The sequence below is a fragment of the Lysinibacillus sp. IITD104 genome (assembly GCF_036698265.2).
GTDB lineage: Bacteria > Bacillota > Bacilli > Bacillales_A > Planococcaceae > Lysinibacillus > Lysinibacillus boronitolerans.
Genome location: NZ_JBAHYH020000001.1, coordinates 300978 through 322949, shown reverse-complemented (window position 1 = coordinate 322949; position 21972 = coordinate 300978). Strand labels below are relative to the sequence as shown.

At 35.5% G+C, this 21972-nt stretch carries 20 protein-coding genes; 5 read left to right on the top strand and 15 right to left on the bottom strand.

The genetic code is table 11. The annotated features are described in order from the left end of the window. Positions 1–83: 83 nt before the first annotated feature. Positions 84–1520, bottom strand: a complete 1437-nt coding sequence (locus V1L66_RS01625; protein ID WP_258858908.1) for a sodium/proline symporter — start codon at positions 1518–1520, stop codon at positions 84–86. An 86-nt stretch (positions 1521–1606) separates the two neighbouring features. Beyond that, entirely contained in the window at positions 1607–2488 is an 882-nt protein-coding gene (locus V1L66_RS01620) for a LysR family transcriptional regulator (protein ID WP_036079681.1), read from the bottom strand. A 137-nt stretch (positions 2489–2625) separates the two neighbouring features. Between V1L66_RS01620 and V1L66_RS01615 the strand changes: the two genes are divergently transcribed. Together V1L66_RS01615 and V1L66_RS01610 are read left to right on the top strand one after the other, a co-directional pair. Next, entirely contained in the window at positions 2626–3321 is a 696-nt protein-coding gene (locus V1L66_RS01615) for an L-2-amino-thiazoline-4-carboxylic acid hydrolase (RefSeq protein ID WP_333004614.1), read from the top strand. A gap of 5 nt (positions 3322–3326) precedes the next feature. Next, on the top strand, positions 3327–4538 hold the full coding sequence (locus V1L66_RS01610; RefSeq protein ID WP_333004613.1) for a Zn-dependent hydrolase: 1212 nt from the start codon (positions 3327–3329) through the stop codon (positions 4536–4538). A 52-nt stretch (positions 4539–4590) separates the two neighbouring features. Here V1L66_RS01610 and V1L66_RS01605 read toward each other — a convergent pair whose 3' ends face one another. Next, the gene (locus tag V1L66_RS01605; RefSeq protein WP_156181906.1) at positions 4591–4740 is read right to left on the bottom strand and encodes a hypothetical protein; all 150 of its coding nucleotides are present in this window, start codon (positions 4738–4740) and stop codon (positions 4591–4593) included. Between the two features lie 220 nt (positions 4741–4960). Between V1L66_RS01605 and V1L66_RS01600 the strand changes: the two genes are divergently transcribed. Both V1L66_RS01600 and V1L66_RS01595 read left to right on the top strand, forming a co-directional pair. Continuing rightward, the gene (locus V1L66_RS01600; RefSeq protein ID WP_066037934.1) at positions 4961–5743 is read left to right on the top strand and encodes an ABC transporter ATP-binding protein; all 783 of its coding nucleotides are present in this window, start codon (positions 4961–4963) and stop codon (positions 5741–5743) included. Then, the gene (locus V1L66_RS01595) at positions 5740–7359 is read left to right on the top strand and encodes a hypothetical protein (RefSeq protein ID WP_333006060.1); all 1620 of its coding nucleotides are present in this window, start codon (positions 5740–5742) and stop codon (positions 7357–7359) included. Before V1L66_RS01600 ends, V1L66_RS01595 begins: the two co-directional genes overlap by 4 nt. A 62-nt stretch (positions 7360–7421) precedes the next feature. Here V1L66_RS01595 and V1L66_RS01590 read toward each other — a convergent pair whose 3' ends face one another. The 6 genes from V1L66_RS01590 to V1L66_RS01565 all read right to left on the bottom strand — a co-directional run bounded on the left by V1L66_RS01590 (position 7422) and on the right by V1L66_RS01565 (position 13155). Continuing rightward, complete coding sequence (locus V1L66_RS01590) at positions 7422–8702, bottom strand: histidine--tRNA ligase (RefSeq protein WP_333006061.1); 1281 nt, start codon at positions 8700–8702, stop codon at positions 7422–7424. Between the two features lie 251 nt (positions 8703–8953). Continuing rightward, entirely contained in the window at positions 8954–9385 is a 432-nt protein-coding gene (locus V1L66_RS01585) for a MarR family transcriptional regulator (protein WP_333006062.1), read from the bottom strand. Continuing rightward, entirely contained in the window at positions 9375–9656 is a 282-nt protein-coding gene (locus V1L66_RS01580) for a transporter suffix domain-containing protein (RefSeq protein WP_103118974.1), read from the bottom strand. The genes V1L66_RS01585 and V1L66_RS01580 overlap by 11 nt, the downstream gene beginning before the upstream one ends. 148 nt (positions 9657–9804) lie before the next feature. Then, on the bottom strand, positions 9805–11448 hold the full coding sequence (locus V1L66_RS01575; RefSeq protein ID WP_333006063.1) for a DUF4179 domain-containing protein: 1644 nt from the start codon (positions 11446–11448) through the stop codon (positions 9805–9807). Beyond that, positions 11435–11968 (bottom strand): RNA polymerase sigma factor, encoded by a 534-nt coding sequence (locus V1L66_RS01570; RefSeq protein WP_004225288.1) that lies wholly within the window; start codon positions 11966–11968, stop codon positions 11435–11437. Before V1L66_RS01570 ends, V1L66_RS01575 begins: the two co-directional genes overlap by 14 nt. A 569-nt stretch (positions 11969–12537) precedes the next feature. Continuing rightward, positions 12538–13155, bottom strand: coding sequence for a response regulator transcription factor (locus V1L66_RS01565; RefSeq protein ID WP_333006066.1), 618 nt, complete (start codon positions 13153–13155; stop codon positions 12538–12540). A 304-nt stretch (positions 13156–13459) separates the two neighbouring features. Here V1L66_RS01565 and V1L66_RS01560 point away from each other — a divergent pair, with 304 nt between their 5' ends. Beyond that, complete coding sequence (locus V1L66_RS01560; protein WP_333006067.1) at positions 13460–14218, top strand: geobacillin-26 family protein; 759 nt, start codon at positions 13460–13462, stop codon at positions 14216–14218. A gap of 524 nt (positions 14219–14742) precedes the next feature. Here the strand turns inward: V1L66_RS01560 and V1L66_RS01555 are convergent. The 6 genes from V1L66_RS01555 to V1L66_RS01530 form a co-directional block, all read right to left on the bottom strand. After that, positions 14743–15963, bottom strand: a complete 1221-nt coding sequence (locus V1L66_RS01555; RefSeq protein ID WP_333006068.1) for an MFS transporter — start codon at positions 15961–15963, stop codon at positions 14743–14745. 142 nt (positions 15964–16105) lie between these two features. Then, positions 16106–17104, bottom strand: a complete 999-nt coding sequence (locus tag V1L66_RS01550) for a LacI family DNA-binding transcriptional regulator (protein ID WP_333006069.1) — start codon at positions 17102–17104, stop codon at positions 16106–16108. Positions 17105–17177: 73 nt separating this feature from the next. Further along, positions 17178–18176, bottom strand: coding sequence for an ureidoglycolate dehydrogenase (gene allD / locus V1L66_RS01545; RefSeq protein WP_333006070.1), 999 nt, complete (start codon positions 18174–18176; stop codon positions 17178–17180). Positions 18177–18191: 15 nt separating this feature from the next. Then, positions 18192–19199, bottom strand: coding sequence for a zinc-binding alcohol dehydrogenase family protein (locus V1L66_RS01540; protein ID WP_333006071.1), 1008 nt, complete (start codon positions 19197–19199; stop codon positions 18192–18194). Next, on the bottom strand, positions 19187–20455 hold the full coding sequence (locus tag V1L66_RS01535; RefSeq protein ID WP_333006072.1) for a hypothetical protein: 1269 nt from the start codon (positions 20453–20455) through the stop codon (positions 19187–19189). The genes V1L66_RS01540 and V1L66_RS01535 overlap by 13 nt, the downstream gene beginning before the upstream one ends. Positions 20456–20467: 12 nt before the next feature. Then, a complete protein-coding gene (locus tag V1L66_RS01530; RefSeq protein WP_333006073.1) occupies positions 20468–21967 on the bottom strand; it encodes an altronate dehydratase family protein in 1500 nt (499 codons plus the stop codon). Between the last annotated feature and the right edge of the window lie 5 nt (positions 21968–21972).

Here is a 21972-nt window from a genome sequence, read left to right as displayed (position 1 = left end):
TAGTCATAAGCATAAAAAGAAAACTCCTCTTTTGAGAAGTATATCTTCAAAAGAGGAGTTAAATTATTATTTTAAAATATCTTTTAGACCATTTTCTTTTTATCAGGACATACTAAAGACACGACTACTCCAACAATTAAGCAAATAAAGAATGTCGCTGCCTTGGCTGACACAACAGCCTCCATAGGTGACAGGGACCATGCAATCGCACTAATAAAGCCGACAATAATTGTCGCAATGACCCCAATGCCTGAAACACGTTTCCAGAAAAAGATTAAAAGGATCACAACCGAAAACGTATTGCCAATCCCTGCCCATGCAAAGGATACTAAGCTATAAATCACAGAACCAGATTTAAGTGAAATGATAATCCCCACAATCCCACTAATAACAGCCACTAGACGCGAAAGGTGAACTAATTTTTTGCTAGAAATATTCCAACGTAATGTTTTATGAATTATGTCCTCACTTATCGATGTTGTGATGACTAACAATTGAGACGATGCCGTTGACATAATAGCTGCTAAAATACCAGCCACAATAATTCCTGCAACCCAAGGTGGTAAAATTTCAAACACCATATGCGGCAATATCATTTCAGGATCCTCAATAGAGCCTTGTTTATACAAAGTGGACGCAAAAATAGCAGATAGAAAGGCACCCACATAGACAATTAATGTCCAAATAATTGCCATATTACGGCCAGTAATTCGCTCTTTTTCAGTTGTAATAGCCATAAAGCGAGAGCTCAATTGAGGTTGCCCCCCTAGCCAGCCAAAGAACCATGATAGATTTGTAAATAGCATTGCCCCTAAGGCAAGACCATTTAAGCCTCCAACCCAACTATCCGCCCCATTGCCCATTTGTGCAAGCTCTGTTGAAATGCTTAAACCCTGATGTTGAATTTCCATATAAGCTGCAATTGGTACAATAACGAACGAGATCAGCATTAAAAAACTTTGGATTGTATCTGTCCAAACAACAGACATAAATCCTCCCATACATGAATAGGCAATTATTATTGCACCAATAATAATTGTACCCCATGTAATGTTAAGTCCTGAGAATGAATAAATTGTTTTACCCATTCCTGAAAATTGAGCTGCTAAATAACAAACAAAGAATAACACCATTACTGCAGAAGCTAACCAACGAATTATATCTGCGTGCTTTGGAAATTTAACGGCAATATAATCTGTTAGGCTATTCACTTTATATTTTTGTTGCTCTGTCATAAAGCGTTTTGATAAAAATAGCCATGATGCAACAACGCCTAAAAGCATGCCAGATAAAATCCAAATACCAGACAGCCCAGCCACATAAATAAAGCCAATTGCCCCTAAAAACATATAGGCGGATTCACCCGTAGCACGCTCAGAAAAGGCTAATGCCCAGCCCGGTAGTTTATTTCCCCCTAGAAAGTAGTCATTATGTGATAAATCTTTTTTACTGAAGTAAATACCTACTCCTAACATAGCGAGTAAATAGATAAATATTTCAACATAAACAATTGTATGCATATACCCAAAGTCCTCCATCTGATTAATCTAAACAATCCCAATTGGTTTTATCAGATAATAGTTCGGGTTTTTTTAATTGTCAATAACTAATTTTGTAAAAAGGAGGCAAAGTATTTCGATATTTCTACAAACTTTAAAGCTCCTGGAGAAAGAAGAATACTGTGTTTATGTGCAATTCCAACCTGTCTAATATATGCTTGATAAAATTTTTTTCTAATCAGGTTACTTGGCGCATGTAGCAAAAGGGAATTCGGCACAATTGAAATGCCTAAATTTTCATTGACCATCGTCAAAATGACTTGGTCAACCGATAATTCATAGACCACATTGGGATGAATTTTATGTTTAGCCAAAATCCTTGATACATCTCGATCAATTGTACGTTTAGGCATAATCCAGCGCTCATCCTGCAATTGCTCTAGAGAGAGCCTGTCTTCATTCGCCAATGGATGATCCTGTGCCATAATGCAAACAAGCTCATCATTAAAAATCGCATCGAATACAAGATGTTTAGAACTTGGCTGCACTAAAAAACCAATATCCACAACTCCATTGTGAAGCCAGTCCTCGATTTGATCATAATCTCCCTCCATCAAACGAATTTGTAAGTCTGGATGATGCTGTTCGAAATACGCTAAAACCTTTGGTAATAAGACCAATGAAACACTTGGTAGAATACCAACCGATAATGTACCCCCAATGAGATTTTTTAAATTTGCCACAGAGGTTTCAAGCTGTTGTTGTTGCTGCAATATTTTGGATATATGTTCGTAAACAATTCTCCCCTCACTCGTTAAAACAATATTATTGCGGTTTCGAATAATTAGAGAAAGTCCTAATTCTGCCTCTAAATTACTAATCGTATGACTAATTGAAGACTGTGTGAGATTGAGCTTTAATCCTGTTTCTGTAAAATTCCCTGTATCGATAAGTGTATGGAAAGCAATATATTGCGCTAATGTAGCCATGCTATTCTGCCCCTTTTATGATTTTTTTTCATATATGATTGTGCAAATATTCATTTGATTTAAATTACTAGCCACCTCTATAATAAAAATAAAATCCAAGTAAATCAATATGATTTGTTAATGAGGTGGCTCATAAAATGGCAGAGGAAAAATTAATGATGAAGGCTTTATCTATGGACATAATTACCGCAAAAATGTTTACAGAATTACATCTCTCCATTACAGAGCAGTATGGAGAGCATGGTCGGACATTAGTACAAAAAGGTTTAGAGGCGTTTGGTTTAAAGGATGCTGAAGCAATGGCGAAAAAAGCAACAGCTGAAGGTGAAAATCATACTTTCTTTGAATACTTACCCCAAATCGTTGTAGGTGAAGAAAAATTTGCTAATTTAACACCGTTTGCTCGATTTTCTAAAATGTTTGCACAGATTGCCAAGCCAGTTGTTGATGAATATGGAGAAGCTGGTGAACAAGTGATTATGCGGGCAGTAGAGCGTTTTGGCCATAAGCGAGGCCAAGGCATTGCTCAACGTGCACGCACAAACGGCCTAGCAAATTCAGTGGATAACTATTTAACAAACTATGATATGGGTCGTAGTGATTTGTTTGAAATTGAAACGGTGTATAAAAAAAATGAGGTAGAACAAACGTTTACTCACTGCCCACTAGGTCAACAATGGGCAGATGATGATATGGGTAAATACGGCATTTTATATTGCAAAGTCATCGACCCCTCAATTGCCAAAGGGTACAATAAAAATCTAGAGGTGGTACATGATCAATTTGTTTTACGTGAAGGACAGTGCCACTTCCAATTCCAAATGAAAGAGTGATGGTCATGATTAATGGAGTTAGGCTCTTACAGCATCTTCAAGACTTAAGTCAAATTGGTCGCAATGAAAAGACAGGTGGCATTAACCGCTTCTCGTTCACGCCAGAAGAAAAGCAAGCCATTGAGTTAGTCACAACTTATATGGAACAAGCAGGGATGAGTGTTACAATCGATGCTGTTGGAAACCTTATTGGTACATATGGTGAAGGAAATGAAACCATTATGCTGGGATCTCACATCGATACAGTACCAGAGGGTGGCAAATTTGATGGAGCATTAGGGGTACTAGCAGCTATTGAAGTGGTACATACTATCCATGAGCAACAGTTGCTACCTTCTAAAAAAATCCAAGTTGTCGCTTTTAAGGATGAGGAAGGAACGAGATTTGGATTTGGACTCCTTGGCAGTAGTGCTATGGCTGGTCTTTTAACAGAGGAGCAATTACAGCATACAGATGAAGCTGGCATTGCTATTGAACAAGCCATGAAGGCTTTCCATTTATCACCTTATCCTTTAACACAAGTTCATCGTCATGATATTAAAGCTTATTTAGAAATGCATATCGAACAAGGAAAAGTGTTAGAAAATGAAGACCTACCAGTCGGTGTAGTCACAGGTATTGCTGCCCCTTTATGGCTAGAGGTTACAGTAACGGGTGTCAGTGAACATGCTGGTGCAACACCTATGCCCATTCGTCAGGATGCCCTAACTGCAGCAAGCGAAATGATTTTAGCTATTGAGCAACTATTAAACAATACAACAGATTCCGTTGCAACGGTTGGTAAGCTAATGGTCTCTCCAAATGGGACAAACGTTATACCAGGTAAAGTCACATTCTCCATTGATCTTCGTGATATTGACGAAAATAAAGTAAGTGCCTTAGAACAAGAAATTATGCAACAACTTCAACAAATTGCTGAACGAAGACATGTTACATTGACTTCAAAAGTGTTGCAGCGCATTAAACCCGCAAAAACGGATGCCATGCTACAACAGCAACTCACTATAAGTATTGAAAAGCAAGGTATACGACCTTATTCTCTCATAAGTGGTGCTGGGCATGATGCAATGAATATAGCTGAAATTGCCCCGATTGGGATGCTATTCGTCCGTTCAAAGGATGGTATTAGTCACAATCCCTTAGAATACAGTTCAGATGAGGATATTATTGTAGCAACTAATATTTTTTATGATACAGTTGTTGAACTTGCTAAATAGACTACTATATAGAAGAAAGCCATTCTTCTCAAATTTTTTTAGAATGGCTTTTTTAATTTTTTCCATAACCTTCATTTTTAGCTTGAGTAATCACCTTTTGAATAAAAGGCTCTTTTTTCAGGGTATATGTTGGGCGAATCATATTGAAAAAGATAGCCCAATTTGGTTTATAGTCAGACAATACCACTTCAATTTTTTTCATGTGTCCTTCACCTCACTTTTTTGAAATAAGCCAACTATAAATAAAGCGTATTTACCTTAAAATAATAAATCTATTTCGTTTTTAAATTTCCCTTTATATAAGAAGATCTCTCTATTTTTGATTGAACTGGTTTCATTTTAGCATAAGGAATATTATCTCTTTTAATATGATATAGTGTAATTATGGTTAAATTTTCTAAATAATTGAAAGGGGCTATAAAATGGAAGAGATTTTAACAATTACGAATTTAACGAAGAGTTATGGAAACAAGGAAATCTTGAAGGGGATTGACCTTCATGCAGCTAGAGGTGAAATCATCGGTTATATTGGCCCCAATGGCGCGGGTAAAAGTACAACTGTAAAACTTATTCTAGGGCTAGAAGGTGATTATGGCGGTGAAATTAAGCTTTTTGGGAAAAGCATAGGGCAAGACCAAATTGATTATAAACGGCGAATTGGTTATGTCCCTGAAATCGCTGATGTTTATGATAACTTAACAGGCTATGAATATTTAACCTTTATCGGCCAGCTATATGGATTAGAGCTAGAGGAGGCGGCTGACAAATCCAAATCACTAATGGAGCTGTTTGGAGTTGGTGAAGCGTACCATTCTAGAATTTCTTCTTATTCTAAAGGTATGCGTCAAAAACTACTAATTATTGCAAGCCTAATACATAATCCAGACCTGCTATTTTTAGATGAGCCGATTAATGGCCTAGATGCAAACAGTGTCATGATTTTTAAAGAAATCTTAACGCAATTAGCTGCCAACGGAAAGACTATATTTTACTCATCTCACATTATGGATGTAGTTGAAAAAATCAGTAGCCGTATCATTCTGCTGTATGATGGAAAAATTGCAGCGGACGGAACATTTGCCCAATTACAAGCAGATAATACTGAAGGAACATTAGAAAGAATTTTTAACCAGTTAACAGGATTTCATGAACATCAGGAAATCGGAGAAAAATTTGTGTCCGTCGTTCGTGGGGGACAATTATGACAGATTTCAAAACGCTACGATTGCTTGATAAGTTCCGATGGCTTTTTATCAAAATGGGCATTGATTATGACATGATGAGAAAAATCCTCCATATAAAATTAACAATGGATGAACGGAAAGTACCTACCCTATTTAATCAAAATAAAAAGAAAGACAATCAAAAGTACGGCTACATTAAGTCTCTATGGATTTATATGTTATTCGGGCTTATACTCATCCCGCTTATGGGATTTGGCCAAAATTATTTATTTCAAATGAGTATTGCCTTTGCAATGATCATCTTTTTGATTATGACTTCATTGATTTCTGACTTTTCTTCTGTGCTTTTAGATGTACGAGATAAAAGCATACTTTCAACTAAGCCTATTTCAGCTAAAACAATTAATGCAGCAAAATTTATGCATATTTTTATTTATTTATCCTATTTAACATTGGCCCTAACAGCCATCCCTCTAATAGTCAGCCTTTTTACTCAAGGAATTGTGTTCTTTATTTTAACAGGTCTTGACATTCTATTAATGAATTTATTTATAGTTGCCATCACAGCCATTTTATATATTGCCATTTTACGCTTCTTTGATGGTGAAAAGCTGAAGGATATGATTAATTATGTACAAATCGCTTTATCTCTAATGCTGATGATTGGCTATCAAGTTCTTATTCGATCCTTTGAATTCGTCAATTTAGATATGGTAGTGTCGTTTCATTGGTGGAACCTCTTCTTAATACCGATGTGGTTCGCCGCTCCTTATGAACTCATACTGCATGGTGACTCATCCTTATTGACAGTCATTTATACCATCCTAGCAGTGATTGTACCTATTATTTCGATTTGGATCTATATTAAACTCATACCAACCTTTGAACGCAATCTCCAAAAACTGCTAAGTACAAGTAAATCGAAAAAGGAAAAGAATAATCGACTAAAGTCGTTTTTATTAACCCTTGTGTGTAGAACACACGAGGAACGAGCTTTCTATCGCTTCGCAGCTCTGATGATGAAGCAAGAGCGAGAGTTTAAGCTAAAGGTCTACCCATCTTTAGGCTTTTCATTTATTATTCCCTTTATTTTCATGTTTACTTTTAGCAGAGGGGAAGAAGTCGATTATGCTAGTAGTATGAGCTATTTAAATATCTATTTTAGTATGATGATTATACCATCCGCTGTCCTTATGCTTGGTCACTCTGCTAAATATAAGGCTGCATGGATTTATAAAACACTCCCGCTTAAAGATTATACAGATTTACAAAAAGGTAGCTTAAAGGCATTTTTAATTAAATTGTATATTCCGTTATTTTTAGTACTAAGCATAGTCTTTAGCTATATTTATGGTATTCGAATTATCCCTGATTTACTAGCTGTTTTGGTAACAAGCTGGTTATATACCATCCTTTGTTTTGTCATGATGACAAACAAATTACCCTTTACCAAACCCTATGATGAAGTTAACGATGCACAAGGCTGGAAGATTCTTTTATTATTGCTCCCTTTAGGTGTACTTGTAGGGCTGCACTATTTGATAGCTCAGATAACATACGGCTCTACGATATATTTCATTGTGCTTTTCTTCATCAACATCTTGATATGGAAATTGGTTTTTAAATCGAAAAAATAACCAAAAAACGGCTCAAATCCTATAATAGAGTGGGATCAGCCGTTTTTTCCATGCTATGGTGTTTAAAAAATAAATGCAACGATTTCTTCCTCACCGCTTTTCATATCTTTTATTTTATACATATTTTGATTGACCTCGTTCTCTCCTAATACAATAACCTTTGGTGTGTTTTCACGATTGGCCTTTTCCATCGCCTTTTTCACTTTTTTCCCACTTAGCTCAACTTCTATTTTATATTTTTCTCGCCGTAATGCAGTTGCTAGCTTTAGTGCCTCTTTTTCTGTTCCGAGAGGAATAATATAAATATCCACACTAGGAGCGTTTTGCTCTGTTTTTCCCCAAAGCTCCAATGCTGTATAGATGACATCTAAACCAAATGAAATACCAACAGTAGCATAGGTTTGATTTGTCTCTAAAAGGCCACCAATTGCATTGTCATAGCGTCCCCCACTACCAATACTTGAGCGGACTGTTCCATCTGCTAAAAAAATTTCATAAATTGTTCCAGTGTAAATTTCAAGTCCCCTCGCTAAAAATGGATTGAAAATACATTGCTCACTTATTCCAAGTGCCTTTAAATAAGAAGTTAGTTCCATTAATTCCTGTAAACCTTGTTGTAAATAGACATTCTCGGACGCGAAACCTTCAAAATACGCCATACTTATTTGAGGACGTTCATCTAAGAAATGCTTTATTTTATGAATACTATTATCTGATAACCCCAATGCCTTCAATTCTGCTAGCATTGTTTTCTCGTCTATTTTTTCAATCTTATCTAACGTTAAAATAGCTCGATTCATTTGATCCTGTTCAACCTCAAATAATTGCAGAAGACCGACTAAAAGCTTGCGATTATTAAATTGGAGATTAATTTTCAATTTAAGCTGATCAAAGGCATCTATCGCCATCATCATTAGCTCCGCCTCAGCAGCCTGTGATTCTACTCCAACAATATCAACATCACATTGTGTAAATTCGCGAAAACGACCAGCCTTAATCGGGCCATCTCGAAACACCTTGCCAATCTCATATCGTTTAAATGGCATCGCAATCGCTGGATTCATCGCTACAACTTTTGCAAATGGAATCGTTAAATCATAGCGTAGCGCCAAATCTCGCTCACCTCGATCTGTTAATGTATACATCTCCTCTAAAATCTCAGCACCACCAGCATATTTAGAGGCCATCAGTTCTGTATAGTTAAGAATAGGTGTTTCTAACGGCTTGCAGCCATAGGCTATAAATGTATCTTCTAACGTACGGCGTATCGCACGACGAGTCGCCTCCTGCTCCGGTAAGTAATCTTGTGTTCCTCGAACATTCTGATAGTCCATTTTTTTCATCATCATTTCCTCCTCATTTTTAGAGCAATAAAAAAACCGTATAACGATAAAGCTTCAAATCAGCTTTATTTATACGATTACATGAGAAATAGTCTTCCTATTCAATATTAATAAGTTAATAAAGATAGCAAGACTAGTGATTATGATGATGTTTTGTTGTGAATGATTGGACAAGAGTAATGACCATGTTTATTCCCCCTTTTATATTAAGGGTTACTATAAGACACACCTAACAAAATGTCAAATTTTTTCTAAAATTCATACAGTATTTTTTTCATTTTTTCTAGAGTAGCTAACATTTCAGCTAATTCTTCAGTTGTTAAGTTCGCATGGTACTTTTCTGTAATCTGTTGATTAAAGGCTTCAATTTCCTGTTTATATAATAGACCCTTCTCACCCAATTCAACAGAAAATGCACGCTTATCCTCCTCATGCTGCCTTTTTATTATATAGCCATCCTGTTCAAGCTTGGTTAGTTGCTGACTCACTGCACTTTTTGTAATAGCCATTTTATCTGCTAATTCTGAAGGTGAGCAGGATGGATGACGCATCACTAATGTTAAAAGAACATATTGCTGATTATTTAAGGAGAAATTAGTATAAGCCCTTTCCATTTTCTCAAGCATGATCCAAATCTCTTCAATGGTTTGATTTATTTGCTCCGCTACCTGGTTATTCTTCATTTTTTTGAGTGTCACCTTTTTCTCGCCATTTTTTAGGATTTAAGTAGCTTTTAAATTTGTTTGCTACTTCTTTTCCAACAAGTAAAGCACCAAGCCAAAATAAGATTTCAGCCAAAATAATACTTCCTGGTATTATCCCTGCCTTTACTTTTGTAGGTATCGGTGTGAAAGGTGTAATAATTGGGATTAACCATAAAGAAAGTGAAAAGATAATAATGCCTAATCCAAGCTTATAAGCAAAAGATTTTTGTGTTTTTTCGTTAGAGGTCATGTATCTTCTCCTGTACAATAATTAATTTACTTAAGTTAACTAAACTATATTATACAATTCATTTTATGTAAAGCTCTTTAATCTTCATAACAAAAATCCCCATCTATTTGAATAGTGAAGAATCAAATAGATGGGTCTGCTAATACTGTTATTTTCCAAATGTAAGTGGTATACGAAGCTCTGCATCTGGATAATTCGTAGTATATTTCCAAATATAAATATCAAGATCTTTATCTTTAAAATTCTTATACTCATCCATCTGCTTATTATTTTCATCACCAAGTATGCCAGCCATCATAGGCATTCCATAATTTCGCTCTTTATGATCTAGATAATAAGTCTGAGAGACACCACCAAATGTAGGTTCAGTGCTAAAGGATTCCACATAGAGATTGCTATCTTTCTTATAGTAAGTCCATGTAATTGAATACTCCCCAATCGTAGATGTCTTACTTTGAGGTGTATCTGATATATTAGTCAAATGAATCGGTTGCTCGTCACCATCTTTTATCTCAACACGATGTTTAGCTACCAATGCCACAGATTGATTCGCTAATGAGGTCACATCCACTCCAGTCAATTCAAAATGAAGTTCGGTTTTATAAGGCTCGTTTTCTATATCCGATCTACCTCCATTCAAAAGTACGCCACCAATATCCAGCTGATAGTCCATGTAAGGAATATGTGCATATTTTTCCTTATGGGTCAGTATTAAACGTACCTGTGTTGGAGTAACTTTCATTTCATGAATTACTATTCCATTAGATGCATTTTCTAAAGGAATATTGACGACTTTTTTAAATGATCCCTTGTTTAATTGTTCTTTGGATAAATTCATCTCTATATTCCAATTATCCTTTGCAATATCTAATGTATGTTCATAAGTTAGTTGGAACTTTGTATCCTTCGCTCGTAAGCTGTCTGAAGTGAAAATTTGCTGACTAAAGTATTCACCAGTTGCACCAGGAGTTCCAAAAACTGGTGTTTCCACTTCTTTAATCGTCTGATTTTTATCATCTAGCGCCTTAATTCGTACCCATTTGTTCTTCATTTCAGAATCTGTAAATTGAACCGCTGATTGGAGCATTACTTTCCCGTCTGATTGTTCAAAGGTTTGTAGAATTACATTGTCAATTCCATCCTTTTGAATGGTGAAATTCTGCGTATGAGAGTCATTAGGGTTGTAATTAATAGGCAGTTCTTTATCACCAATAGAATGAATATTCTCCATTAAAAATTTAATGTCTGACTTCTGATTATCTGCCACCCAGTCTGTCTCAAAATACCCTTGGAAAAGACCAAGATCTTCATTCCAGCGATGTGAGTAATTCCCTTTAATAAAATCACCATTCGCATCTTGAAGTCCGATTTGATCAAAACTCACATTCATTCCATCCCAAGAGGCATCAGGTTTCAAACTATATAAAAGAAAGGTTCTGTTATCATCGATAAACGCCGTATGTACGGTCAACGTAAACCCATCCTTCGTAACAGATTTCTCAATTGTCTGCCCTAAGCCCTGATCTAATGCAGACTGAATACCAGCTCTATAAGAAAGAATAGTTGACCAATCATAATTTAGTGCTGCATAGACAGGTGTAGCCATTAAAGCAACAGCTAATCCTGCAACCAAAACAAATCTCTTTCTTTTTCGAGGTAGGAATTCGATCGGTTCATCTACCATTTTTAGTTCATCCTGCTGGATACCATTCCACATTTGTTCAAAGTCAGGATACTTCATGTTATGGTCTGCGTTCATCTCTTTTTTCAATTTCTTTTCAATGCGTTCCAAATTGATTCTCTCCCTTCAACCATAAATTTTGATTTTGTTCTAGTTTTTTGCGCATGATTTTCAATGCCTTATGGAGTCTCGATTTCACTGTTCCCACTGGAATCTTTAGCGTTTCCGCAATTTCCACTAATGATAGCTCACCAATGTAGCGTAGGGTGACAACAGCCATTAACTTTTCTGGTAGCTGTCTGAGTAGTGCCTCCCACTCCTCCTCAGCTGCCTTCTCCAGTACAATGGTGTCTACAGATTTAACTGATGCCGTAGTTTGCTCCTGTAGCAACTGTACCTGACTCACTTTTTTTAACTGAGCCTGCTTTCTTTTAAGCAAATTTAAACATTGATTCATCGCAATTCGTAAAATCCAAGCACGTGTATGCTCTACACTTCTCCAATCCTGACGAAAGACAGTGACAAATACATCATGGCAGAGATCTTCCGCATCTTGGGCGTTCCGTAGCATGTAATAACAGGTACGGTAAACATCTTTGTTGTAAGAATCGAATAATTCACGTTCTGTCAATCCAAGGCACTCCTTTCTGATGGTTCTACGTTATAAACAAATGACTACTAGAAAAGGTTCATTTTTTTGAAAGTACATATTTCACGTTATATATTAAACACAATAACCCCGCTCTAATTAAAGAGCGGGGTAGGATTCAAAGTTGCAAGTAATTGAAAAATGTTTGTTAAAGAAAACAAACTAGTATTACTGATACTAATATCAGTAATAGAACTAGAGACTGTAATATTATTGTTAATAATTCGATCAATTTCAACAATGAAAACTTTAATGGCAATATTCATTGAATTGAAATGTCTAGATAATACTGACACAAATCTTTAAAGGAAAGGCAAATTTAATGTATGCTTATAACAATAATATTATTTATTCAATATGATTTGATACGCCCTCATTGCCATGGTCAATACATCTTCTCTAATGGGTTCATTCGGTTAATCTTTTTTCTAAGTATTTTGAGGTGGATATATATGTTAATAAAACATAAATTTATTGAATGTATCTCTTAAAAATATCTTAAATCAATTATAATTTCACACTTAATACTTGTAATAACAAAAATTATTTGTCTAATATAGCAAATGATGTTCTTTTGCAAAATCTACTGCTTGATTACGTGATTGTACATTTAATAAAGTGAATAATTGTGTTAAATACCTTTCCACTGTTCTTTGTGTTACATTAAGTTTCTCTGCAATTGCATTATTTGTAAAGCCTTCTGAAATTAAATTTAGTATAAATTTCTCTTTTTCGTTGAGTTCAATAATATTTTTAGGTTTATTATATGTTTCTAAAAAATCCAAAAAACTTTCATTTAATAAAATTTCACGTCGAGCAGCAGAACGTATTGTTCTAATAACCTGATCTTTAGGTGCCGTTTTAGAGATCACTCCCTCAATCTTTCTTTCTAAAACTAGAGGATAGTAATCTATAATATCGTCACCTGTGTAAAGAATTATTACAGCATTTTTTTGTATGTTTTTGATATCTCGAGCTAATTTAATTCCATTTATTACAGGCATATGAACATCTATTAAGTAGACATCGTAGTTATTTGTCTTTATTTTTTTCAATGCGGTTGTTGTATCTCTCTCTGTGTCAACTTTAATATCATCAATATCCAGAAATAACATTTTTGAGCCCTCTAAAACAATAGGATGATCGTCTACAATAAGAATTTCTATCAAGGTTTGACCCACCCCTTATTTAATTAAAAATCTATATTACAAAAAAATTAAGACACATTGTTTCAATTATCTTTTTACAATAACATATTGTTTCAATTTACGAAATAATTAAACATTTATTTATTTCTTAGTCAGAAACCGAAAATTTAATTGGCGGTTTCCGACCAAAAAAATGTCGGTTGCCATGTCGGTGATCAAAGTGATACTGTTTGAATAACTCGAGTATTAAGAAATTGCTATAGTAATTAATCGAATTATCTACACAAGCAAATAATTATTTTACAAAGAGGAGCTGTAATGAATTATGTTTAAAAAAAAGCTTTTAACAAGTGCTATTGCTTTTACTACTATTTGTTCAACAATAACACCATTATCCGCCCTTGCTAATGAATCAACACCAATTCATACATATTCTTCAGAGTATGTAACTCAATCCATATCTTATGAGAATACTCAGTATGATTATCAAGTATTACAAGATGATGAATTTATTAGAAAAATTCGGGTAACTACAGCAAACGAAACAAGCACTGCTGAATACAATAAAGTAACAGGGGAATATACACTTTTTGATAGTAATGGAGAGATCTATCAAAATCAAATTAGCCCATCAACAGTTCAATCTTCAAATGAATTAACTATAACTCCTTATGGAACTACTATTACCAATGTTTATAATCAAGTTGATAACATTTGGTTTTCTCAATGTAAAGTAGATAGATATGATTACACTTATCCTACATCGACTAAATACGTATGGTTTATCTCTACTAACAATTCAAACGGAAAGAGTGTTATGGAGAGTACATCTAATAATGGAGATTTAAGTAATTTTAAAGCTGCTGTTAAAACAATGAAAACTAAGGAAGTAGAGGCAGCAGCAGCACTTGCAGGTGCCTATGCGGCAGCAGTAGCTGCTTTAGCTACTGCTGCACCAACATTAGGAATGTCAGCTGTAATAGCACTTTTAGGTTCAGTTGGAGCAGTTGGTACAGGGGCAGTTCTACTTTGGCAAGCATACGATGCTCATAACGATGCAATATTTTATTATGGTCGAGTATAATAACCCAAAATAATTAATTTAAATCTTTTATAAAAATGGAACTCTGTATTGCTTTATTAGAGTTCCATTTCTATAAATTAAATCTTAAGTTATTGGAGGTTTTTTAATGTATTATTTGATAATATTTTTGGTAATAATTAATTTAATTATTAATGTTTATATTTCCTATATACGCAAGAACACCCAATTTGAAGGTATACTTAAATTTCTATCTATAACAAATATAATTATACTTGTTTTATTAATCATTTTTCTAGTAAAAATTCGTTTTTTCTAGGTTGAATTCAATACCCTTTAAACCTTAACAGCTTTATGAACTATCTTTCTTCTTAATTTGCTTACAGTTATAAACTAAATCAGATGAAACATTCCCTAAATATTAATGTATTTCAAATGCATTATTTTTTAATTAAATACTAAATTTAAAAATGATGGTTTGATATTTGATATAGGAAAGATTGATAGCTCGGCTTCCACCTTTAATTCCAAAATTATATTAGAGGTAAATTGAAATTACAAATTTTTTATATTTTCAATACAATCTCTTCCTTCAAACCTTCAGAGGCAGATTTTGAATGCATAAATACATATAAAACTAGGGAGAGGAAAATAGCTACAATTCCAAAGACAATGCAGACCATTTGTAGGGAGAGCCATTCCGCTAGCAATCCTAAGGCTAACGTAAAGACAATCTGTAGCACATTCATGACCATCGTTGAAACACTACCAAAACGGCCCATAATTGATGTCGGTACACTTATTTGATAAAAAGTGCTGTAGCCTGCATTACAAAATGACATACATATTCCTAATGCTATAAAGCTAACAATCGCCATTATCACATTCGGAGAAGAGTAAAACAATGTATAGCAGATTGTGGTCAAAAGCAGACCATAGACAATATATTGTCTTGTTGAAAACCTTTTAGCATAACGAGCAGCCATTGCTCCACCAATAATAGACCCAATCCCAGCGATACTAACGATGACACCATATAGACTATCTGAAGCTTGTAGGTTTTGTTTAATAAATGTTGCTTCCTGTGAATCTAATGCAAAGGCAATCATCATTGCACCCTGAAAATATAGAAATACTTTTGCAAAGACTTGCTCTTTTTTTATATAGGCATAGACAATACCATAATCCTCTTTCAGCAAGCTCCAAGTAATGGGTTTTCGGTGCATGTCCTGATGATCTTCTACTGCGGGAAGCTTAAAAATTGAGAGTGCACAGATAAAGAACGTCAAAGCATTAAACCAAAACGCTATAGATATATTTGAAATGGCAATGATAAACCCAGCCAATGCTGGCCCAATTAAAAATGAGCCTGAGCTAAACATTCCTAATATTGCATTAAAGGATTGTTTATCTTCGTCTGGAACATATTTTGAAATATAATAGGTACTACTCGGTCCAAAAAAGCTACTTGCTATATTAGATAAAAATAATACGCTATAGATGAGCCAAATAGAGGACGTAAAAGGTAACAATAAAATCAATATGCCACGAATGATATCACTATAGATCATTAATTTTTGTTTATTCGATCGATCAATAATGGAGCCTGCAAAAAAGCTTGTTAAAATTCGAGCAATCGGTCCTACAATAAATATACTAGCCATAGCAGTAGGCGACTCTGTTAAATGCCAAACTAATAAATTGAGGGCAACTAGATTCACCCAATTTCCTAAATACGAGAAACCAAAGCCAAATAGAATGAGCCAATACTTCCTAGCAATGCTCATAAGTCCCCTTTCTATCACCAAAATGAATGATTGGTCTTTTTTGACATAAAAGTATTCCTTTAGATAATCATATCTATCGATGAATAGCTGTGCAACTAAAAATAGCAACCCTTAGCTAAGTTCATAGCTTTGGGTTGCCTTTTTAGTTAGTTGAATCTCGCTGAATTAATATCGGTTTGAAGCGGTATAGTTTTTGGTCATCAGCTAGATGTTCTTTTTTTATTTTTGCTAAGAGCAATGATGCCGCTTTCTGTGCCATTGGTAAAATAGGCTGTTGTAATGTTGTAATGGAAGGTGTTAAAAAATTGGCATATGGTACATCATCCACAGCGATTACTTGTACATCATTAGGCACATGTAAATTTCTTTTTTTAATATAGAGCATTAATTCTTGGAAAATACGATCATTAGCCGCAATGATTCCCCTAGGTGGTTGCTCCAATGTAAATAACTGATTAAAAATCTCTGTCATCTCAGCTGGCTCACCATTTTTTATATAGCGCTCATCAATCAACAAATTCCTATTTCTGAGCGCTTGACGAAATCCTTCTAAACGTTCGACACGAGGAGTAATCGGTAAGGCTAAAGAAGTAGTGATAAAGGCTATTGGTTGTTTTCGAAATGTCTCCACAGCCGTATTCATGGCAGAAAAATTATCAAGCAATACAGCAGGAATATCTACTCCCTCAATAAAACGGTCAATAAAAACGATTGGCATTGCCTGTTGATGAAGTCTTATGTAGAGATTTTTATTTTCTCCTGTTGGAAAAACGATTAAGCCATCTACCTGTTTTTCTAGTAAAGTTTCGATATGCTTTTTCTCTTTTTTAGGGTTATCCGCCGAGTTACACACAATCATATGAAAGCCTTCTTTATCAAACTCTGCTTCCAATGCATTTATTATTTTTGTCGAAAAGTCATGAATAATATTCGCCACAATAATACCAATTGTAAAGGTAGATTTCTGTTTTAAGCTACGAGCCATTAAATTCGGACGATATTGCAATGCTTCAATAGCCTCTTCAATTTTCTTACGAGTCTCTGCACTCATGTATTCATATCGCTTATTCAAATATTGCGATACTGTACTATTTGAAACATTTGCATATTGTGCAACATCGGCAATTGTTGTTTTTTTCACTAAAATCAATCTCCTACCTATAATATAAAACTCTCCTTGGTATTATGTAGCATAGCATACTTTACTGGTTAAATTAACTATTCAAATAGTTATATACTTGGTCAGGTAAGTCAATGCCCTTATCCATTGTTTCCACACTACGTATCTGTTCAATTTCACCAGGCACTAGTACCTGATCAAAATTTGGTGCTGTTGGCGCATCATGTAATTCATTTATCATTTGCGAGATATTTGCTTTGAATTGATCAACATCTCCAAAAATATTTGGATCTAATACATATAAATATTGCCCTAAATTACGTTTCTGTTCGTAATTGCCATACATTTTTGAAATGTGAGGACCAAAAGCTGCACTTGCTAAAATTCCAGAAAGAACATCTACTACAAGTGCCATACCATATCCTTTTGGTCCTGCAAATGGTGTTAAAGATTTTACTTGATGTGGGTCTGTAGTTGGTGCTCCCTGTGCATCAACTCCCCATGTATTTGGGATCGTCTCCCCTTTTTCACGCGCATATAAAATTTTCCCAAGCGCTACATTGCTTGTTGCCATGTCCAAAATAATCGGTTTATCGTTGGTTGGAAAACCATAAGCTATTGGATTCGTACCAAAGTAAGGCTCTTTTCCGCCAAAAGGAACAACTGCGGAGTCCGTTTGAGAGCACATAATAGCAATTAAATTTTCACTCGTGGCTTGTTCAAGAAAATAGCCGAGTGCCCCACAATGACTGCTCTCTTGAATAATCGTTGTACATGAGCCATGTTCCTTAGCAACTTTAATGGTTTCATCCATCGCTTCCTTACAAATGACATGCCCAAAGCCATTATCACCCTTAAAAAGAAGGTGATTTGTGCCTCTTTTTTCTACTGAAAAATGAGGGTTTTTCGTTATGCCACCTGCCTTTAAACGTGTTATATAATGCTCCACACGCATAACACCGTGAGAACTGACACCACGTAAATCGGCATAAATCAAAACATCTGCTACTTGTGCTGCTGTTTCAGCGTCAACACCTTCACTTGTGAATTTTTGAACTACTATTTTTTTTAATGCTGATACAGAAATATTCATTGAAAATCCTCCCCATTATTTAACATAGATTTGTGCTTTATTTGTGTTGTATTGTTTTGCCTCAAAGTAAGAAATCGCTTCATCGAATGCAATATTTTTCGTGACATAGCCTTTCTTTATAGCTCCTGACTGCATGTAGTTCATAACCGTCTCAAAATCTTCTGCCGTAGCATTACGACTGCTTTTCAATGTTAATTCCTTTGAATGAAATTCAGGATCATTAAATGTAATGGTTTTCTTCATTAAACCAATAAACACTAATGTGCCACTATTCTCTACGTACTGGAAAGAAGATTCCATTGATTGTTGATTGCCTGTTGCATCAAAGACAACTGTAGGTAGTTCACCATTAAATTTTTCATGTAACTGCGCCATTATGTCATGGCTGCCAACAATCACACCATCTGCTTCCGACCATGCCTGTCCTTCCTTTAAACGTTCTTCGTTCAAATCCATTAATACTGTTTTTGCGCCACGTAATTTAGCAAAACGTGCAGCTCCTAATCCAATGGGCCCTGCACCGATAACAAGTACCGTATCATTTTCTGTTAGTTCCGAACGACGCACTGCATGGGCACCAATAGCTAATGGTTCTACAATGGCTAATTGGTCACCTGACACAGCATTATCAGTAATTACAATACTGTCCTCAACTACGATATATTCGCCCATACCTCCATCGATATGTACACCTAATACTTTCAAGGACTTACAGCAGTTCGTTTGACCTCGACGACATGCAGCACACTCCCCACAATGGATGTATGGAATAACTGTTGCACGATCACCTACTTGAATGTCCGTAACTGCTTCACCAACTTCTTCCACGATAGCAGCTAGTTCATGGCCTAATACTCGTGGATAACGAAAGAATGGCTGTTCACCTGCAAAAGCATGTGTGTCTGTTCCACATACGCCAATATGCGTGATTTTTAATAAAACATCATGATTTCCTTCAATACTCGGCTTGTCTACTTCACGTTCCACCATTTGAAACGGTTCATTAATGATCAATTGTCGCATGCTACTATTTCCTCCAATAAACTAGTAATTGTGGCTAATTGCTGAATAACCTCGGCTGCATCACACTGGAAATATTGTTCGATAAATTGTTGCATTGGCTCTGACTGACCTTGTTCAAAATCGTTATGGATTTCAGTCAGTTTTTCAATAACTTGATCAGATTCACGAATGGAAAAGCGTGTTGGATTCATTGCATATATCCCTATTGCTAAAGCTTGATAGTATATTTCTGTTTCAGTGTATGGGGCAATACGTGTTTGCCACTTGGATAACTCATTTAATTGAATATCATATAGCTGATGCTCAATAAAGGGGTTTAAAAAACGTTCAAAGACATCTTGCTGATAATGTTCATCCACTTGGAAGCGTTGGGTAAAATCGTTTGTTACTTTTTCAATAAAGGCTCGAACACCTGCATGAGAAAATGCCTCTCTTACAGTTGTATGGTTAAAAATCTTGCCGAATGCTGAAAGCAAAATATGACTACCATTCAAAATGGCGACTTTGCGTTTCCGATACATGTCTAAATCATCAAAGACAAAAGGTAAATCAAGACTTGTTGGCCAATGTTTAAATGGCTCTTTTTCATCAATTACAAATAAGAAATAAGGTTCACAAACTGTGTAAAGGGCGTCCTTCCCCTGATAATCTCGGGGATAACCTGTTACAATACGGTCGACTAGTGTATTACAAAAAGTTAACGTAGCAAGCCATTCATTAAATGCTGTAGGCAAATTCCAGTCTTTAGCGTGCTGTAGACAAATCGTTTTTAATGTAGAGCCATTCTGTTCTATTAATTCCAAAGGCACAATTGCCAATTGCTTTTCACCTTGAAAATGATTGTAATATTGTTCTAGAAAGACGGTTAGCCTTGCTGCATAGCTTGTTGGGCAAGCCGTGGGATAAGGAATATTTTCATAATAAATCCCTGCCTCTGTTGTATTAGACACAATCATTTCTAATGTTTCAGACTGCGCATATTGTAAAAATGTATGCCAGTTCTCATACGGGTGAATCGTATCTTGAATAATCTTAACAGTGGTTTCTTCTTCTATAACCTCACCATTTTTTAGCCCACGTTCCATCACTTTGAACTGTAACTTTTGTTCTTCTAGCTGTTTGAGTGTTTTTCCTCTTGCTGTTGCTGCGACTGAAACGATACTGCAAGGGACTTGTAGTTTTTCAACTGCTAGATCAAAAAAGCCTCTGATAAAATTCCCATCACCTATTTGCATTATTTTAATAGGATGTTTCATATCATTTCTCTCCTACATCGTGACGCCATCTTTAAAAATGGCGATTTCTTTGAATCCATATTTCTCATTATTTGTTTGCACTTCACCTGAAGCTAGCGCTATTATATAATCCATAAATTCATCGACTAATACATCCATCGGCTTCCCTTCCACTAACTGCCCTGCGTTAAAGTCAATCCAATTTTTTTTACGTTCATAAAGTGGTGTATTTGTTGAAATTTTAACTGTAGGTGTAGGTCCCCCAAACGGTGTACCTCTACCTGTTGAGAAAAGAACGATTTGGCAGCCTGTGGAGGCAAGTGCTGTTGTTGATACAAGATCATTTCCCGGACCGTTTAGTAAATGTAGCCCCTTTGTCGTCATACGTTCACCGTAATCAAGTACCTCTTTTACCTCTTGGAAGCCCCCTTTTTGAATACAGCCAAGTGATTTTTCTTCCAATGTTGTTATTCCACCCGCTTTGTTTCCTGGAGAGGGATTTTCATAGACAGGTTGATTATATTTCATAAAATACTGTTTAAAGTCATTTACTAAATGTACAATATCCTCAAAAACAGAGGCATCTTTTGCACGTTCCATTAAAATCTGTTCAGCACCAAACATCTCTGGAACTTCCGTTAACACCGTTGCACCACCCGCTGAGATCAATTGGTCAGAAAATACGCCTATCATCGGATTAGCTGTAATGCCAGAGAAACCATCACTACCGCCACATTTCAAACCAATTTTCAATTCTGAAATAGGTAATGCTTGTCTTTCGAATGTCGTCACATAGTCAAAGGCTTTTTCAAGCAGTAGTTGACCCTCTTCCATTTCATCTGCTGATTCTTGAACATTTAAAAAGGAAACGCGTTGTTCGTCATAATGACCGATTGTTTTCTTAAAGAGCTCAATATAATTGTTCTCACACCCTAGCCCTAATACAATAACTGCCCCTGCATTTGGGTGGTGAATTAAATTAGCTAAGATTTTTTGTGTATACGTTAAATCATCACCAAGTTGTGAACAGCCATATGGATGAGCGAAATGCTGTACACCATCAAAATTGTCAGCCTTCAATAATTGATTGCCCAACTTCGCCAGATTTTCAGCTACTTTGTTAATACATCCAACCGTATTAATGATCCAAATTTCATTTCGAACACCAACCTGACCATCTTTTCTACGATAACCTTTGAACATGCGCTGTGCGTGACGAGACTCCGCTACGGGATGTGTTTTTGGATTAAATTCATAGGTTAATTCACCCGATAAATTGGTTTTCATGTTATGTGAGTGAACCCAGCTACCTGCTGGGATTTCTTCTGTCGCATGACCAATTGGAAAACCATATTTCATGATATGTGCATCTTTAGAAAGAGTTGTGATGGCAATCTTATGCCCAGATAGTACCTGTTGCTGTAACGTTATTTCTTTTCCATCCAATGGAAGTAAAAAGCCTTGAGGAAGATCACTCAAGGCTATGGCAACATTGTCCATCGGATGAATTTTAATAACTGATTGATTGTTCATTTGAA

Excerpts from the sequence above, each read along its gene's own strand:
- V1L66_RS01580 (WP_103118974.1), bottom strand. The coding sequence starts at position 9,656 with ATGACCTCTAACGAAAAAACACAAAAATCTTTTGCTTATAAGCTTGGA.
- V1L66_RS01585 (WP_333006062.1), bottom strand. The coding sequence starts at position 9,385 with ATGAAGAATAACCAGGTAGCGGAGCAAATAAATCAAACCATTGAAGAG.
- V1L66_RS01595 (WP_333006060.1), top strand. The coding sequence starts at position 5,740 with ATGACAGATTTCAAAACGCTACGATTGCTTGATAAGTTCCGATGGCTT.
- V1L66_RS01530 (WP_333006073.1), bottom strand. The coding sequence starts at position 21,967 with ATGAACAATCAATCAGTTATTAAAATTCATCCGATGGACAATGTTGCC.
- V1L66_RS01610 (WP_333004613.1), top strand. The coding sequence starts at position 3,327 with ATGATTAATGGAGTTAGGCTCTTACAGCATCTTCAAGACTTAAGTCAA.
- V1L66_RS01600 (WP_066037934.1), top strand. The coding sequence starts at position 4,961 with ATGGAAGAGATTTTAACAATTACGAATTTAACGAAGAGTTATGGAAAC.
- allD (WP_333006070.1), bottom strand. The coding sequence starts at position 18,176 with ATGAATATTTCTGTATCAGCATTAAAAAAAATAGTAGTTCAAAAATTC.
- V1L66_RS01555 (WP_333006068.1), bottom strand. The coding sequence starts at position 15,963 with ATGAGCATTGCTAGGAAGTATTGGCTCATTCTATTTGGCTTTGGTTTC.
- V1L66_RS01605 (WP_156181906.1), bottom strand. The coding sequence starts at position 4,740 with ATGAAAAAAATTGAAGTGGTATTGTCTGACTATAAACCAAATTGGGCT.
- V1L66_RS01590 (WP_333006061.1), bottom strand. The coding sequence starts at position 8,702 with ATGAAAAAAATGGACTATCAGAATGTTCGAGGAACACAAGATTACTTA.
- V1L66_RS01615 (WP_333004614.1), top strand. The coding sequence starts at position 2,626 with ATGGCAGAGGAAAAATTAATGATGAAGGCTTTATCTATGGACATAATT.
- V1L66_RS01620 (WP_036079681.1), bottom strand. The coding sequence starts at position 2,488 with ATGGCTACATTAGCGCAATATATTGCTTTCCATACACTTATCGATACA.
- V1L66_RS01560 (WP_333006067.1), top strand. The coding sequence starts at position 13,460 with ATGTTTAAAAAAAAGCTTTTAACAAGTGCTATTGCTTTTACTACTATT.
- V1L66_RS01535 (WP_333006072.1), bottom strand. The coding sequence starts at position 20,455 with ATGAAACATCCTATTAAAATAATGCAAATAGGTGATGGGAATTTTATC.
- V1L66_RS01625 (WP_258858908.1), bottom strand. The coding sequence starts at position 1,520 with ATGCATACAATTGTTTATGTTGAAATATTTATCTATTTACTCGCTATG.
- V1L66_RS01540 (WP_333006071.1), bottom strand. The coding sequence starts at position 19,199 with ATGCGACAATTGATCATTAATGAACCGTTTCAAATGGTGGAACGTGAA.